This is a genomic window from Acinetobacter sp. YH12117 (genome assembly GCF_013418865.1).
In the GTDB taxonomy this organism is placed as follows: domain Bacteria; phylum Pseudomonadota; class Gammaproteobacteria; order Pseudomonadales; family Moraxellaceae; genus Acinetobacter; species Acinetobacter indicus.
In genome coordinates this window covers 73,447-88,134 of sequence record NZ_VPBF01000004.1, presented here as the reverse complement: position 1 = coordinate 88,134, position 14,688 = coordinate 73,447, and the positions used below count along the sequence as shown (strand labels likewise).

Sequence of the window (14,688 nt, the reverse complement as noted above, 5' to 3'; positions counted from 1 at the left end):
ATCATTCCTTCATCTTTAACCGGATTGCGGTTTAACTATGGGTTTCTTCTTCTGCGTCATCTTCAAAGGTTCGGGCAATCTTTTCAATATTCAGGCTTTTGGCCATCGCATCAAAAATTTCTTTATAGACACCGTCCTGATGGTAGAGCGTGTCATGTTCGCCGTGTTCGGCAATCGCGCCTTCTTTCATGACATAGGTGTAATCGGCATCAATAATCTGCGACAGACTGTGTGAGATAATCACCACGGTACGGCCCTGTTTAATTTCATCCAGACTCTGCTTGATCTGCTCGGTGGCAATGGCATCCAGACTGGCGGTTGGTTCATCCAGAAAAATAATCGGTGGATTTTTCAGGAACATCCGCGCCAGTGCAATCCGCTGCTGCTGACCGCCCGAGAGCATCAGGGCATCACTGTCATAGCCTTGCGGGAGCTGCAAAATCTGCTCATGAATCGAGGCTTTCTGGGCGGCCTGTATCACTTCTTCCTGAGAAGCATCGGTTTTGCCATAGCGGATATTGTCAAAAATACTGCCCTGGAAAATATGGTTTTTTTGCAGCACCAGCCCGATATGGTCACGCAGGTATTGGGTGTCGATGTCTTTTAAATCCACTCCATCTAACTGAATGCTGCCCTGCTGTGGTTCATAGAATTTATCCAGCAGGCTGATCAGGGTCGATTTCCCTGCACCGGACAGGCCGACCAGTGCGGTAATCTTGTTGGGCTGAATGCACATCTCGATATTTTTTAAGGCATGATGCCCGTTCGGATAATAAAACTCGACCCCGCTTAAATTGAATTGCCCGCGAATTACCGGTTTTTGTGCACCGCTGGCTTCAATTTCATCATCGGCCTCCAGAATCTGGAAAAAGCTTTCCGAGTAGATCATGGCATCATTCACTTCATCATAAATCCGGTGCAGTGAACGGATTGGTGCCGACACGTTATTAAACAGCAACACGTGATACATGATCATGCCGATACTCATCTGGCCATCCAGCACAAAATAGGCAGTCAGGATAATAATCAGTACAATTCCGATCTGTTCAATAAAGGTTTTCAGGCCATCAAACAGGAAGCTGGTCTGCCGGGTATGCATCTGGTTATCGGTCAGTTCCTTTTGCAGTTTTAGCTGTTTGTCCGATTCGATATGTTCCCGGTTAAAGGATTTGATCACGGTAATCGAGTTGATAATACTCAGAATACCCTGGCTTTTCCGTTCGCGGCCATCACGTAAATTGCGGCGCCAGCTGCCAAGTTTCTGGGCCTGTTTATAGGTCAGCCAGAAGTAAATGGGCACAATGGCCGAGGCCACCAGTCCGACATAGAAATTGGCCCAGTACATCAGCCCTAAGGCAATAATCGCGCTGGTAAATAACGGTAAAATATCAATAAAAAAGATTTGTACCAGCCGGGTGAGGGAGCCAATGCCGCGGTCAATCCGGGTTTGCAGCTTGCCGGCCTGATTGTTGTCCTGATTAAAAAACGCCAGCCGGTAAGTCAGGAACTTCTCAATAATGCCTTGAGCCAAATCCTGCGACACAAAAATCCGCAGTTTTTCACCATAAAATTTCTGCCCGAATTGGACAAAGGCATTAATGATTTCCTTGCCCAGTAAAATGGCGCTAATGGTTATCAGAATCTGCCAGCCTTCAGCCAGCCCCTGACCGGCTTCTACCAGCCGGTTAATGCTGTCGACGGCATATTGCAGGGTCAGGGCATTGACCTGTGCGGTCAGAGAACCAATTAAAGTCAGAATCAGCGTGGCAATCACCAGCAGCCGATACGGCCGCACAAAGGGCTTGAGCTTCTGAAAGAGCTGCCATAAGTTCATAAGCAATTATTTTTTATTCTAAAACCTGTTTTTCAGTCTATGTCGATTTGGCGTGGCTCACAAGCACAGAGAATGTTTTGATTTGTGAAGCCGTTTTGGGTTTAAACTGAAGTTCCGCTTCGCAGGAAAACGCCACAATGAATCTGGAACTGTTTCCGCCCGAGCCGCGGCAGAATCTGTTGCCCTATGAGGGGATCGTGCAGGATTATGGGCTGATTCTGTCCGCTGAGGACAGTCACGCTTACTTGCAGCAATGTTTACAGCAGCTGGCCTGGCAAGCCGATGAAGTCACCTTATTTGGCAAACATTATGTCACCGCGCGGAAAATTGCCTGGTATGGTGATGAGTATTATCAGTATCGTTATTCGGGCAGTTTGAAGCAGGCGCAGCGTTGGCATCCGGCTTTGTGGCAGTTAAAACAGCAGATTGAACAGATCGTGGGACATCCATTTAATTCCTGTTTAGCCAATTTATATGCAGATGGCAGTCAGGGACTGGGCTGGCACAGTGATGATGAACCGAGTCTGGTCGCATCTCCGGGTGCAGAAACGGTGATTGCTTCTTTAAGTCTGGGTGCAACCCGTAAATTTAGCTTTAAGCACAAACACAGCGCAGCAAAAGTCGAGCTGCTGCTACAGAGTGGTCAATTAATTGTGATGCGTGGGCAGACCCAGCGCTACTGGAAGCACAGCCTGCCCAAATCCAGCCGTGTGGTGACGCCGCGAATCAATTTAACCTTTCGCTATTTTTATCCACTCTAATGCTGGTTGTGATCCAAAGGCCGGGCAGGGCAGAGATTTATCTCACCACGCTGATCTTAACAGCTGTATTTTGATAAAGATCAATCTAGGTATGTGGATTCAGACTTTCAACTTTCTGTTCAATCAGCGCGGCATTTTCCTGCAAAATGGCAATCAGCTTTTCGACATTGACAAATTCAAAGCGGTTTTTGGAGGCCAGTAAGGTCAGGGTGAATGGTGCTGTTTTATTGGAGAGTCTGATCGGCACCGACAAGCCGGCCAGTTGCGGTTCCAGTTCACCACTAGAATAGTAATAGCCCTGTTTTTTGATCTTTTTCATTTTGCTGATGAACTCGGCTTCATCCTGGGCAAAACCGGACTGACGGAACTGCACGGCAAAACGCTGATAATAATTCAGCATTTTCTGTTTTGGTAAATGCGCCAGCATGATTTTCGGTGACGAACCCATATACACCGGACGTGGGCAGCCGCGGCCATAGGACAGCAGATTCATATGCTGGAATACTTCATCATGCAGGTCGATACAGGCATCCTGATTCAGATAGGTCAGTACGCAGCAAAATTCGGTACGCTGCACAATATCCTGCATAAACGGAATGCTGATTTGCACCAGTGGATCGGTGGTGCGGGAAATATAATCCAGCACTGCAATTTTCGAGCCGAGGGTGTAATCGCCCGAAGTCCCACTTAAACGCTGCAATAATTCGGCCGAAACCAGTTCTTTTAAATAGCGGTAGCTGGTTGGTTTGGACAGGCCCAGTTCTTCACTGATCATATCGACATTAATCACCGGACGTGACACTGAAAATAAATTCAGAACCATCAAAATTTTGCCAAAACTCGATATTGCCATCAGTGATTACTCTACAACGTGAAAAAAGATCAATGAAAAAATCCGGTACTGACTATCATAACAGACCGGATTGAGCTGAAAACCAAGAGAAAGGGATTTGGACGTCAACAGCGAGATTTTAAGGCTGGACGCCTTGCGGATAACGATACCAGCTTTCAATGAACAGGGCGGCCGCAATACTGTCGGCGGCAATTTTTTTACCGCGTCCCTGAGCCTGATAATGATCCAGTTCATCACGGGCTTCACGCGTGGTCAAACGCTCGTCCACCATCAGGGTTTCGATATTGGTCTGATGACGTAAACGTCGGGCAAACTTGCGCGCCCGGGTCGACAGCTCTGACTCGCTATCATCCATGTTCAGTGGCAAGCCAACCAGAAATAAATTTGGCTGATACTGTTTCACCAGTTTCAGCAGTTCGTCCCAGTTTGGAATACCATCTTTCATGGGAAACAGGGCCAGCGGCGTGGCGCTTTCGATCAGGGATTGACCTACCGCCATGCCCATTTTCTGGGTGCCAAAATCGAAGGCCATAATCATGTGTGCAGCAGACTCAGGCATGGCCAATCTCTGAAGCAAGCCAGGTGCGGTCAATTCCGATTTTCCGGTAGGCGGCATCCCAACGGTCGCTATAGGGCAGATTAAAAATCAGATCCATATCTGAATCGCAGATCAGCCAGTCACCACGCGAAATTTCTTCTTCCAGCTGGTTTTTACTCCAGCTGGCATAGCCGAGGGCAATCTGGTAACGGCCTACGCCTTCGTTATGGGCAATAGCATCCAGAATATCTTTGGAAGTGGTAATACAGACATTTTCACCAACCGCAATGGATGAATGCCAAGTTGGCTGGCCAGTATGCAGCACAAATCCGGCTTCCGGACGCAGCGGCCCGCCTTGCAATACTTCATGTGGATGGACATGATCGGCTTCAATATCCAGATCATTCAGTAACTCTTTAATTTGAATTCCTGCCGGACGATTGAGAATAATGCCTTGCGCCCCGTCTTCATCATGACGCGCCAAATAAATGACAGTATTCGCAAAAAAGTCATCATTTATCTCGGGTGGCGCAATAAGACAGCGATGTGTCAGATATTGTTTGGTCACCTAAGCCTTTCTCCTAAAATGTATGTTCTGATATAGATATAGGTCTTAATCATCACGTTACAAGAGGATTGCTATTTCACCAAACATTTTTTGTGGTTTTTCAGTGATTTTATGCGCCAGATTGAAACTTGAGCTGACGTAACTGCTTGGCATGCTGCAAGGTGGTTTCGTTAATTTCGACGCCACCAGTCATCCGTGCCAGTTCCAGAATCCGCTCTTCTTCTTGCAGCATTAAAATAGTACTACTGGCCGGATCAGTCTGCTGTTTCTTCACCAGCAGGTGCTGGTCAGACTGAGCCGCAACCTGCGCCTGATGGGTAATACACAGGATTTGTACGTGCTGCCCCAGACCGGCCAGTAAACGACCCACAATTTCCGCAGTACCGCCACTAATCCCGACATCAATTTCGTCAAACACCAGCACTTCTGCTTCGGTTTTTTCAGCATTCATGACCTGCATCACCAGCGCAATACGCGACAGTTCACCGCCCGAAGCGACACGCGCCAGTGGTTGTGCTGGAATGCCTTTATTGGCTGTAAACAGCAGCTGGATAAAGCTTAAGCCTTCACTCGATGGCTGCTCTAAAGGCTCAAATTTAAATTCAAAATGTGCTTCTGGTAAGGCCAGCTGTTTCACCTGTTCGGTCAGCTGTTTGGCCAAAGGTCCGGCAGCTTCACGTCGAATCTGGTCTAAATGTTCGGCCTTGGCCAAAAAGTCCTGATAGGACACTTCGACCTGTTCGGCCAAGGTTTCCGGATCTTCCAGCTGATGCAGCTGTTCCAGCTCGGCCTGCCAGTTGTCATATTCGGTTTTCAATAATTCTGGCTGGGTGCGATATTTACGGGCCAGACGATGGAAAATTTCCAGTTTGGAATTCAGTTCTTCCATCCGCTCCGGATCGAAACTCTGCCGGTCAATAAAATGACGCAAACTGGCGGTGGCATCTTCAATTTCACTTTGCGCATTCAGCAGGGAAGTATAAATTTCTGACAGCTGTTCACTGCGGCCGGCATGGCTTTCCAGACGCCGTAAAATCGAGGACAGTTCCTGGCTCAGGTTTGGCTCTGCTTCATCCAGCCCGTTCAGACTATAGGCACAATCCTGCATAATCGCTTCATGATGGCTTAAGCGATCAAATTCCTGTTCAATATCGGCATAATCGACCTGGACCACTTCTTCTAATTCTTCCAGCTGCAATTCCAGTGTGTCGATGCGCTGTTTACGCGTCGCCTGGGCATCCAAAGCCGCCTGATGCTGGCGAATATCTTTTTGCCACTGGCTATAGGCATCGCGTACGGCCTGGGCTGGCGCATAAAAATTGCTATAACGATCCAGCCAGTGTTTTGGATAAGGCGGTTCTAACAGCTGCTGCTGGCTGTGCTGGCTATACAGCTGCACCAGCAAACGGCCAATTTCTTTGAGCTCAGAGAGACTGCTCGGACGGCCGTTAATCCAGGCCTTGCTGCGTCCGGTGGCGAAAATTACCCGGCGTAAATGAATTTCGCCCGATTCATCATCCAGTTCCTGCTGTTTTAGCCACTCGGCTTCTGGACTACCGTCATGATAGCTGAAGGTGGCAGTGACATCGGCCTTGTCTGCGCCATAACGAACATAATTGGTGTCGGTGCGTTCGCCTAGACAGGCCGAAAGTGCATCCAGCAATAATGATTTTCCGGCACCTGTTTCCCCGGTCAGGACGTTAAAACCAGATTCAATATCAATGGCTAAACGGTCGGCTAAGGCAAAATTGATCAGGGTTAAATGTGTCAGCATAAACGCATCCAGGCTGCGAAAAGTTTGAGTTGAAGAGTGTCAGGTTGGGCAGTGCAAAGCATTGCCCTTTATTTTAAGCAACTGAAAAAACACAATCATTCTAGCTTAATTTTTGCAGAAAAATAAAACTTCTCGGTACAGAATATTCAGCGGCATGCTGTGAGCAGAGGTTCTATATCCACCATGTAGATCAAGTCGCTACTGTTGCAATCGGAATATCTACTCTTATCTTCATCTGAAACAGAAAACTGTGTCCAGTTTCATGTGCTTGCAATACAGCGTCGGCAGAATGTTGCATAACTTTATCTGCCAATCATCAAATTTTTTATGATTATCAGACAAGCTGAAAACGAGCAGAAAAGTGCTCACTATATTTAGAGATTCAGATGAAAATCAGTCAGATGCATAACCCGAATTGAACCAGTTCGGCGCAGGATTTGTCAGGCTGAAAATACAGATGGTCGGAGAGTGCAATGGGGGCGTTGAACTTTAGTTCATCTGCGATTAAAAGGTATTTGTACTTGCCTGAAAGTTGATTTAGACTCTCGCAAAAATGAGGTGAATTTATTCGCGTGCCAGGCAAAATGACTTGCCTGAAACGACAGGAAATAGAGTGATTTACCTTAGATGAAGATTGATTGATTAGTTCAGTAGGCAGCATTACACTACCTCAATCATAAAATATAAAAACGCGTTAGCTGGAGAATACGCATGTCAGCTCAGTTTGATCATGTATCAGTGGTAAAAAAATCCAATGTTTATTTTGGCGGGCTCTGCATTAGTCATACGGTGCAATTTGAAGATGGCACCAAAAAGACGCTGGGTGTGATTTTACCGACTGAACAAGCCTTAACTTTCGAAACGCATGTTCCTGAACGGATGGAAATTATTTCAGGTGAATGTCGTGTACAAATTGCCGATAGTGAAGAAAGTGAGCTTTTCCGCGCAGGTCAGTCCTTCTATGTACCGGGCAACAGCCGTTTTAAGATTGAAACTGATGATGTACTGGACTACGTTTGTCATTTAGAAGGCTAAGCATTTTTAGCCCAAATCGGTTAAACTAGGCCGACACAGAAATCCTGTAAAGTTCCCTTTGCAGGATTTTTCTTTTGGATTTACAGCACAACGTTGAGGTCATTCATGGCAAAACCAGAATATTATTATGGCGTTCATTCGGTAGAGTCATTGTTAGAACTTGAACCGGAGCGCGTATTAACCCTGTTTACCCTCAAAGGTCGTGATGACCAGCGTTTACAGCGTATTCTGGAACTGGCAGAGCCGTTTGGCATTAGCGTACAAAAAGCCAGCCGTGACAGCCTGGAAAAACTGGCCGGTTTGCCATTTCATCAGGGCGTGGTGGCCGCGGTGCGTCCACATCCAACCTTAAATGAAAAAGATTTGGAACAGTTGCTACAACAATCACAGCAGCCATTATTACTGGCTCTGGATCAGGTCACCGATCCGCATAATCTGGGTGCCTGTATCCGTACGGCAGCAGCCATGGGTGTAGAAGCGGTGATTGTACCGCGTGACCGTTCAGCCAGCCTGACCCCAACGGCGCGTAAAGTGGCTGCTGGTGGCGCCGAGAAAGTTAAATTTATTCAGGTTACCAATCTGGCCCGTACTTTGGGGCAAATCAAAGAGCAGTTTAATGTGCGCGTGGTCGGCACCATGCTGGATGAAAAAGCCTTGCCGATCCAGAAGTTTGACTTCACCGGTACGGCGGTGTGTGTGGTGATGGGAGCCGAAGATACCGGTTTGCGCCCAATCACCCAGTCGCAGTGTGATCAAACCGTGTATATCCCGATGATGGGCAATCTACAAAGTCTGAATGTTAGTGTGGCCACCGGCATGGCGCTGTATGAAGCCTGCCGTCAGCGTCAACCGGCTTAAGCGCTCTTTCCATCTTAATGATCAACGCGCGCCAGCAAGGCTATCTGTTACTGGCCATCACCATGTGTATTTGGGGTGGCTTTACCCTGAGTACCCGTTTAAGTGCCCTGTGGGGCATTAGTGCTTGGGATCTGGTGGCCTTGCGTTTTATGCTGGCCTTTTGCCTGCTGATGCCGGTTTTGCTGTATCGCAAAGATACGGCATTTTTATGGACCCGACAGTCCTTTATCCTGGCGATGATTGGCGGTGTCGGTTACTGCCTGACGGCTTATAGTGCATTTCATTTTGTGCCAGCGGCGCATGCGGCGATTTTCTTGAATGGCTGTATTCCCTTATGTACTGCACTGGCGGCCTGGTTGCTGTTTCGACAGCCCTTTGACCGGCATACCTGGATCAGCGTATTGATCATGCTGCTGGCGATTGCCGCCATGAGTCTGCTGATGTATCAGGAAACCGGTGTCGCTTTCGGTTTTGGCGATCTGCTGTTTTTCCTGAGTGCCTTGTGGTGGGGCGTCTTTACGGTGCTGTTGCGGCAATGGAAGCTGTCGGCCTGGCATTCTATGGCCAGTGTAGCCATCTGGTCAGCTTTGGTGTATGTACCTATTTATTGGCTATTTTTTCCGAAAAACCTGAGTGGTCCTGAACCACTGCATTTAATTGGTCAGACCCTGTTTCATGGAATTTTTGTGGTGATTATTGCCACGCTCAGCTATGTCGAAGCGATTAAGCGTTTAGGTGCTTTTAAGGCTGGCAGTATTGTGACCTTGGCACCGTTTATTGCCGCTATTCTGGCGGTGCCGCTACTGAATGAGCCTTTGAGTCTGGCGATTGTTTGTGGTCTGCTTGGTATGGGCATTGGGGCATTACAGCCTTGGCGCTGGTGGGGCCGGAAAGACAGCTTAAGCCAGCAAATCGAACGACAAAACAAGCCGTCTTAAACCGACTGCTGCTGTTGCGCCAAAGTCAGATAGTGTTGATGTAAGGGTTGAAGCTGGGCATAGAGATGCTCCAGATGACCATCATTCAGCACAATATCATCTGCCCGCTGGCGTTTGTCTGCGCGTGACATCTGTACCTGAATAATCTTGCGAATTTGTTCGATACTTTGTCCATCGCGTTGTGAGGCGCGTTGAATCTGCAGTTCTTCAGAGGCATCAATTAACAGGTTGCGCTGGGTCAGTTCATGCTGGTTGCTTTCAAATAACAGTGGAGACACCAGCACCACATAGGCACTGCGGGCTGCCTGTAACTGCTGGATGATCGACTGGCGAATGGCCGGATGGGTAATCGCTTCCAGGGTTTTGCGTGCTGCCGGTTCTTTAAAAATATGCTCGCGTAAGGCACGGCGGTTGAGCTCGCCATTGAGCAGGACCCAGTCGCCAAAGGCCTGATGAATCTGGGTCAGGGCCGGCTGGCCTGGCTCAACCACTTCACGTGCCACCACATCTGCATCGACCACCACAATGCCTTGGGTTTCAAACCAGTGACTTGCTGCCGATTTACCGCTGCCAATGCCGCCAGTTAAACCCAAAACAAATGTCATCCTGTTGTCCTTATTGACCTAAATAAAGCTTCATGATTGCATCACCCCACAAAAAGGCGATCCAGCCGGCAATGGCAATATAAGGGCCAAAGGCAAAAGGCTGGTTCTCTTTGCGGATTTTCAGCAAAATAATGCCAATGATTGCACCAACCAGAGAAGATAGCAACACAATCAGCGGCAGCATCAGCGGGCCCATCCAGGCACCTAAGGCGGCCAGCAATTTAAAATCGCCATAGCCCATACCTTCTTTGCCAGTCACCAGCTTAAACAGGTAATACACCACCCACAGACATAAAAAGCCAATGATATATCCCCAAATGGCAGAGCTAGCGGAGGTGTACAGGGCATAGCTGTTCACCCCCAAGCCGAGTGCAGCCAGGGGGAGGGTATAGCGGTCAGGCAGCAGCTGGGTGTCAAAATCAATAAAGGTCAGGGCAATTAACACATAGGTCAACACCAGGCCAAACAGCATTTGCAGGGTCGGGCCAAAAACCACGACTACGGTTAAGGCACACACTGCGGTCAGCAGTTCAATAAAAGGATAACGAATACTGATCGGGTTTTGGCACTGGCCACATTTGCCACGTAGAAGCAGCCAGCTGATCAGCGGGATATTCTGATACCAGCGAATCGGGCTGTGGCATTTCGGACAGGTCGAGGCTGGCTGACTGAGGCTGATTTTGCTTTCATCAATGATGGCCTGTTCAGGATGCAGCAGCATTTGACAGTCATTGCGCCATTCCTGTTCCATCATTTTTGGCGTGCGGTAAATCACCACATTCAGAAAACTGCCAATACATAAACTAAAAATCCCAACTACGAAATACAGCGCAGTTGGGTGTTGAATCAGATAATGAATGAATTCTTGCATTAAACCACAGAGCCCATTTGGAAGATTGGGAGATACATCGCGACCACCAGACCGCCGACCAGAATCCCGAGAACGGCCATAATCAGTGGTTCCATCATCGAGGTTAAGCCATCGACGGCGTTATCAACTTCGTTTTCGTAGTGAGTAGCGACTTTATCCAGCATCGCATCCAGCGCACCGGATTCTTCACCAATCGCAACCATCTGCACGGCCATGGATGGGAATTTATCCGTGACCCGCATGGCAAACTGCAACTGCTGACCGGTGGCGACATCTTCACGGATTTTCATTACTGCTTCTTCATAAACCACGTTGTTGGTGGCGCCGGCAGTGGATTCCAGTGCATCAATTAAGGGAACACCGGCAGCAAAGGTGGTGGCCAGGGTACGACTATAACGCGCGATAATCGCCTTATACACCAGATCACCAAAAATTGGTGCTCTCAGGGCGGCTTTGTCCAGCAGGTCACGGAATTTCTTGCTGCGTTTCTTGGCTTCCAGAAAAGCTGCAATCGCAAAGCCGACCACAATAATCAGCACAAACCAGTATTTCTGGGTCCACTGCGACATATTCACCACCATTTTGGTGAAGGCTGGTAAGTCGGCACCAAAAGAGCTGAAGAGTTCTTCAAACACCGGCACCACTTTGACCATCAGGATAATGGTGACAATCACCGCCACCACAATCACCGTTGCCGGGTATTTCATGGCTTTCTTGATTTTTTGTTTGAGTAATTCGCTCTTTTCTTTATAGATCGCTACCCGGTCCAGCATAGTTTCTAGAGCACCCGACTGTTCACCCGATTCAACCAGCGAGCAAAACAGATTATCGAAATGTTGCGGATATTTACGCAGTGCACCAGCAAAGGTATTGCCCCCTTCGACTTCGCCTTTAATCCCCAATACCACTTCACGCATGGCCGGGTTTTCCAGACCTTCAGCCACAATTTCAAAGCTTTGCACCAGCGGTACACCGGCTTTCATCATGGTCGCCAGCTGGCGGGTAAAAATCGTGATGTCCAGGGTCGAGACTTTTTTCTTCATCAAGCCTTCAAGAATATTTTTCTTCTTCTGGCGGATGGTTTTGATGGTGATCCCTTGCTTGCGCAACGTGACCTTGGCCAGCGCCATATTACGTGCTGGCAGTTCCCCTTTAAGTTTTGCCCCTTTGCGGTCAATCCCTTCATAAATAAAGGTGGGCATCATCTGTGCTTTTTTGACAGCCATGCGTGTTTATCCTTATTTTAAATGCTTCATCTATTCGCTGGTCACACGATTCACTTCCTGTAAAGAAGTGACCCCCTGCATGACCTTGATTAATCCTGAACGGCGTAAATTGTTAAATCCGGATTTTGCCGAGGCTGCTGCAATCTGCAAGGCATTGCCATCTTCCATAATAATGCGTGAGATTTCCGGGGTGACTTTCATCACTTCATAGACCCCGACACGGCCTTTATAACCTTCACGACATTCCGGGCAGCCAACCGGCTGATACAGCTGGAACTCTGGCTGGTTTAAATCTTCTTCGGTAAAACCGAGTTCCAAGAGGCTCTGGCGTGGAATCTCCACCGGGGCCTTGCATTTCTGGCAGAGACGACGTGCCAGACGCTGGGCAATCACCAGGTTCACCGAGGTGGCGATGTTAAATGAGGGGACGCCCATGTTGCGTAAACGGGTCAGAGTTTCGGGTGCACTGTTGGTGTGCAGCGTCGACATGACCATGTGACCGGTTTGTGCGGCTTTAATGGCAATTTCTGCAGTTTCCAGATCACGGATCTCACCGACCATGACAATATCCGGATCCTGACGCAGGAATGATTTTAGTGCTGCGGCAAAGGTCAGACCCACTTTCGGGTTGACGTTGACCTGATTGATGCCTTCCAGGTTAATTTCCACCGGATCTTCGGCGGTAGAAATATTGGTGTCTTCGCGGTTGAGAATGTTTAAGCCGGTATATAAAGATACGGTTTTACCGGAACCGGTCGGGCCGGTGATCAGCAACATGCCTTGTGGTTTGTCCAGCGCCTCCATAAACAGCTCTTTTTGCTCCGGTTCATAACCAAGTGCATCAATCCCCAGCATGGCGCTAGATGGATCGAGGATACGCAGTACGATTTTTTCTCCAAACAGGGTCGGCAATGAGTTGACACGGAAGTCGATGGCTTTGTTTTTTGACAGCTTGAGCTTGATCCGGCCATCCTGCGGAATACGTTTTTCCGAGATGTCCATTTGTGACATAACTTTTAAACGTGAGGCGAGGCGTGTGGCCAGCTGTAACGGAGGATTGGCAATCTGGCGCAGTACGCCGTCAATCCGGTAACGGACCCGGTAGCTTTTTTCATAAGGCTCGAAGTGTAAATCCGAGGCACCCATACGGATTGCATCGACCAGTAACTTGTTAATATATTTGACGATTGGGGCTTCATCGCCTTGTGGCTCATCGTTATCTTCTTGTGTTTCGGGAGCGTTGTCGCCAACTTCTAGATCAAAGTCTTCATCAAAGTCAAAGGTGCTGTCTTCGGTAAAGTTCTGTTCAATCAGCCGTTCCAGCTTGTCATGCTCAACAATCACCACTTCAATATTCAGCTTGCTGTTAAAGCGGATCGCATCAATGGCTTCGATATTGGTTGGGTTACTGGTAGCAATATAAAGCTGATTGTGACGTCGGAAAATGGGCAGAATTCGGTATTTGGTGAACAGTTTTTCATCTAGACCTTCACGTACAATCAGACGCGAATCGTACACCGCCAAGTCAAAAATCGGTTCACCAAATTCATAGGAAATTTTTTCAGCAATGGTCAGCGGTGAAATCTGCAACTGCTGAATTAAATACGGCACAATATCGGTCTCGGCTTTTTTCGCCGCGACAATGGCTTGCTGCATATTTTCAGCCGTCACAAGCCCTTCTTCGACCAGTCGCCGAATAAAACCTGTAAATCTAGGCATTGCTTGTTGTACTGACATTCCCCAACGTCCTTAAAAAAAATCAAAAAAGTTTGTTTATAATTGGTATCACAAAATTATACTTTTGTTGCATAAAAATACCATATCTGAAAATGATGTCACCACCTAAGTATCCCCTAAAAGCATGAACCAGTCGCAATTAATCGGCAAAGATTTTTTGTTAAGCCGGTGTTCAGATGGGCTTATTTAGACTGTAGATCTAAAAATGCTGCAACAAATTGTTCTGCCCTGAACCGATTTACGTGTAGAATGTGCGCGATTGAAACATAGGTATTTGAATAGGTATTGTATGTCGGGTTCGGCGATTACGCCTTGGGTGATTGGCAATTGGAAAATGAACCCAGTGCAAGCAGAAGCGCAACAGCTGGTTTCAGAATTTAAAACATTATTAGAACAGCAGGCCATTGATGCCGCACACTGTCATTTAGGGGTTGCGCCAGTTGCAATCGCATTGGGCAGTGTTCAGGAACAGCTGAAAACTGCGGTACGTCCGGTGTATACCGTGGCACAAGATGTTTCACGTATTGCTGGTTTAGGTGCTTATACTGGTGAGGTGAGTGCCGAGCTATTAAAAGACAGCCAGATTGACTTTGTACTGGTCGGTCATTCAGAACGCCGTGAAATTTTTGCTGAAAATGTGCAAATTCTAAATGCAAAAATTCAAAATGCACTGGCAGCCGGTCTGACCGTAATTTACTGTGTCGGTGAAAGCCTGCAGCAGCGTGAAAGTGGCCAGGCCGAGCAGGTGGTGTTACAGCAGATTTGTGACATTGCAGCAGTGGTTGAGGCAGAGCAGTGGCAGAATATTGTAATTGCCTATGAGCCAATCTGGGCGATTGGTACCGGTAAAACCGCTTCGCCTGAAGATGCACAGGCCATGCATGCCAAAATTCGTGAAGGTCTGACCCAGCTGACCAGCTATGGTCCGCAAATGGCTATTCTGTACGGTGGTAGTGTTAAGCCGGAAAATGCAGTAGAGTTAGCAGCCTGCCCAGATATTAATGGCGCGCTGGTCGGCGGTGCTTCTTTAAATGCGGCATCGTTCCATCAAATTGCGCAGGCCTTTGCCAATACACAATAATTAGGAGTT

General features: G+C 47.9%; 14 protein-coding genes. 5 read left to right on the top strand and 9 right to left on the bottom strand.

Annotation, left to right across the window (positions count from 1 at the left end; genetic code table 11):
• Nucleotides 1-31 precede the first annotated feature (31 nt).
• Nucleotides 32-1,834, bottom strand: a complete 1,803-nt coding sequence (locus tag FTU55_RS02960; RefSeq protein ID WP_005181751.1) for an ABC transporter ATP-binding protein — start codon at nt 1,832-1,834, stop codon at nt 32-34.
• Nucleotides 1,835-1,971: 137 nt separating this feature from the next.
• Between FTU55_RS02960 and FTU55_RS02955 the strand changes: the two genes are divergently transcribed.
• Nucleotides 1,972-2,595, top strand: coding sequence for an alpha-ketoglutarate-dependent dioxygenase AlkB (locus FTU55_RS02955; RefSeq protein WP_016659661.1), 624 nt, complete (start codon nt 1,972-1,974; stop codon nt 2,593-2,595).
• A gap of 85 nt (nt 2,596-2,680) precedes the next feature.
• Here the strand turns inward: FTU55_RS02955 and FTU55_RS02950 are convergent, their stop codons facing one another.
• The 4 genes from FTU55_RS02950 to recN all read right to left on the bottom strand — a co-directional run bounded on the left by FTU55_RS02950 (nt 2,681) and on the right by recN (nt 6,328).
• Entirely contained in the window at nt 2,681-3,448 is a 768-nt protein-coding gene (locus FTU55_RS02950) for an IclR family transcriptional regulator (protein ID WP_016659660.1), read from the bottom strand.
• Nucleotides 3,449-3,566: 118 nt separating this feature from the next.
• Nucleotides 3,567-4,007, bottom strand: a complete 441-nt coding sequence (gene ruvX / locus FTU55_RS02945) for a Holliday junction resolvase RuvX (RefSeq protein WP_005181760.1) — start codon at nt 4,005-4,007, stop codon at nt 3,567-3,569.
• The gene (locus tag FTU55_RS02940; protein ID WP_005181761.1) at nt 4,000-4,554 is read right to left on the bottom strand and encodes a YqgE/AlgH family protein; all 555 of its coding nucleotides are present in this window, start codon (nt 4,552-4,554) and stop codon (nt 4,000-4,002) included. The genes ruvX and FTU55_RS02940 overlap by 8 nt, the downstream gene beginning before the upstream one ends.
• A 109-nt stretch (nt 4,555-4,663) precedes the next feature.
• On the bottom strand, nt 4,664-6,328 hold the full coding sequence (gene recN / locus FTU55_RS02935; RefSeq protein ID WP_104989178.1) for a DNA repair protein RecN: 1,665 nt from the start codon (nt 6,326-6,328) through the stop codon (nt 4,664-4,666).
• Nucleotides 6,329-7,039: 711 nt separating this feature from the next.
• On the opposite strand from recN, the gene FTU55_RS02930 reads away from it, so the two are divergent.
• From FTU55_RS02930 to FTU55_RS02920, 3 genes are all read left to right on the top strand, one after another.
• Nucleotides 7,040-7,363 carry a pyrimidine/purine nucleoside phosphorylase gene (locus FTU55_RS02930; RefSeq protein ID WP_005181767.1) on the top strand — a complete coding sequence of 108 codons (324 nt, stop codon included), beginning with the start codon at nt 7,040-7,042 and terminating at the stop codon, nt 7,361-7,363.
• A 105-nt stretch (nt 7,364-7,468) separates the two neighbouring features.
• Nucleotides 7,469-8,221, top strand: coding sequence for a 23S rRNA (guanosine(2251)-2'-O)-methyltransferase RlmB (gene rlmB, locus FTU55_RS02925; RefSeq protein ID WP_075167607.1), 753 nt, complete (start codon nt 7,469-7,471; stop codon nt 8,219-8,221).
• A 17-nt stretch (nt 8,222-8,238) separates the two neighbouring features.
• The gene (locus FTU55_RS02920) at nt 8,239-9,159 is read left to right on the top strand and encodes a DMT family transporter (protein ID WP_016659657.1); all 921 of its coding nucleotides are present in this window, start codon (nt 8,239-8,241) and stop codon (nt 9,157-9,159) included.
• On the opposite strand, the gene coaE is transcribed toward FTU55_RS02920, so the two are convergent.
• The 4 genes from coaE to pilB are packed head-to-tail and all read right to left on the bottom strand — an operon-like array spanning nt 9,156 to nt 13,598.
• Nucleotides 9,156-9,764, bottom strand: a complete 609-nt coding sequence (coaE, locus tag FTU55_RS02915; protein WP_005181773.1) for a dephospho-CoA kinase — start codon at nt 9,762-9,764, stop codon at nt 9,156-9,158. The two genes, FTU55_RS02920 and coaE, sit on opposite strands and share 4 nt — an antisense overlap.
• 10 nt (nt 9,765-9,774) lie before the next feature.
• Nucleotides 9,775-10,635 carry an A24 family peptidase gene (locus tag FTU55_RS02910; RefSeq protein WP_168383615.1) on the bottom strand — a complete coding sequence of 287 codons (861 nt, stop codon included), beginning with the start codon at nt 10,633-10,635 and terminating at the stop codon, nt 9,775-9,777.
• Entirely contained in the window at nt 10,635-11,861 is a 1,227-nt protein-coding gene (locus tag FTU55_RS02905; protein WP_127801106.1) for a type II secretion system F family protein, read from the bottom strand. The genes FTU55_RS02910 and FTU55_RS02905 overlap by 1 nt, the downstream gene beginning before the upstream one ends.
• Nucleotides 11,862-11,891: 30 nt before the next feature.
• Nucleotides 11,892-13,598, bottom strand: a complete 1,707-nt coding sequence (gene pilB / locus FTU55_RS02900; RefSeq protein ID WP_016659655.1) for a type IV-A pilus assembly ATPase PilB — start codon at nt 13,596-13,598, stop codon at nt 11,892-11,894.
• Nucleotides 13,599-13,887: 289 nt separating this feature from the next.
• On the opposite strand from pilB, the gene tpiA reads away from it, so the two are divergent.
• Entirely contained in the window at nt 13,888-14,679 is a 792-nt protein-coding gene (gene tpiA / locus FTU55_RS02895; RefSeq protein WP_180046139.1) for a triose-phosphate isomerase, read from the top strand.
• Nucleotides 14,680-14,688 lie beyond the last annotated feature (9 nt).

Coding starts and splice junctions, on each gene's coding strand:
- FTU55_RS02960 (WP_005181751.1), bottom strand. CDS start 1,834: ATGAACTTATGGCAGCTCTTTCAGAAGCTCAAGCCCTTTGTGCGGCCG.
- FTU55_RS02955 (WP_016659661.1), top strand. CDS start 1,972: ATGAATCTGGAACTGTTTCCGCCCGAGCCGCGGCAGAATCTGTTGCCC.
- FTU55_RS02950 (WP_016659660.1), bottom strand. CDS start 3,448: ATGGCAATATCGAGTTTTGGCAAAATTTTGATGGTTCTGAATTTATTT.
- ruvX (WP_005181760.1), bottom strand. CDS start 4,007: ATGCCTGAGTCTGCTGCACACATGATTATGGCCTTCGATTTTGGCACC.
- recN (WP_104989178.1), bottom strand. CDS start 6,328: ATGCTGACACATTTAACCCTGATCAATTTTGCCTTAGCCGACCGTTTA.
- FTU55_RS02930 (WP_005181767.1), top strand. CDS start 7,040: ATGTCAGCTCAGTTTGATCATGTATCAGTGGTAAAAAAATCCAATGTT.
- rlmB (WP_075167607.1), top strand. CDS start 7,469: ATGGCAAAACCAGAATATTATTATGGCGTTCATTCGGTAGAGTCATTG.
- FTU55_RS02920 (WP_016659657.1), top strand. CDS start 8,239: ATGATCAACGCGCGCCAGCAAGGCTATCTGTTACTGGCCATCACCATG.
- coaE (WP_005181773.1), bottom strand. CDS start 9,764: ATGACATTTGTTTTGGGTTTAACTGGCGGCATTGGCAGCGGTAAATCG.
- FTU55_RS02910 (WP_168383615.1), bottom strand. CDS start 10,635: ATGCAAGAATTCATTCATTATCTGATTCAACACCCAACTGCGCTGTAT.
- FTU55_RS02905 (WP_127801106.1), bottom strand. CDS start 11,861: ATGGCTGTCAAAAAAGCACAGATGATGCCCACCTTTATTTATGAAGGG.
- pilB (WP_016659655.1), bottom strand. CDS start 13,598: ATGTCAGTACAACAAGCAATGCCTAGATTTACAGGTTTTATTCGGCGA.
- tpiA (WP_180046139.1), top strand. CDS start 13,888: ATGTCGGGTTCGGCGATTACGCCTTGGGTGATTGGCAATTGGAAAATG.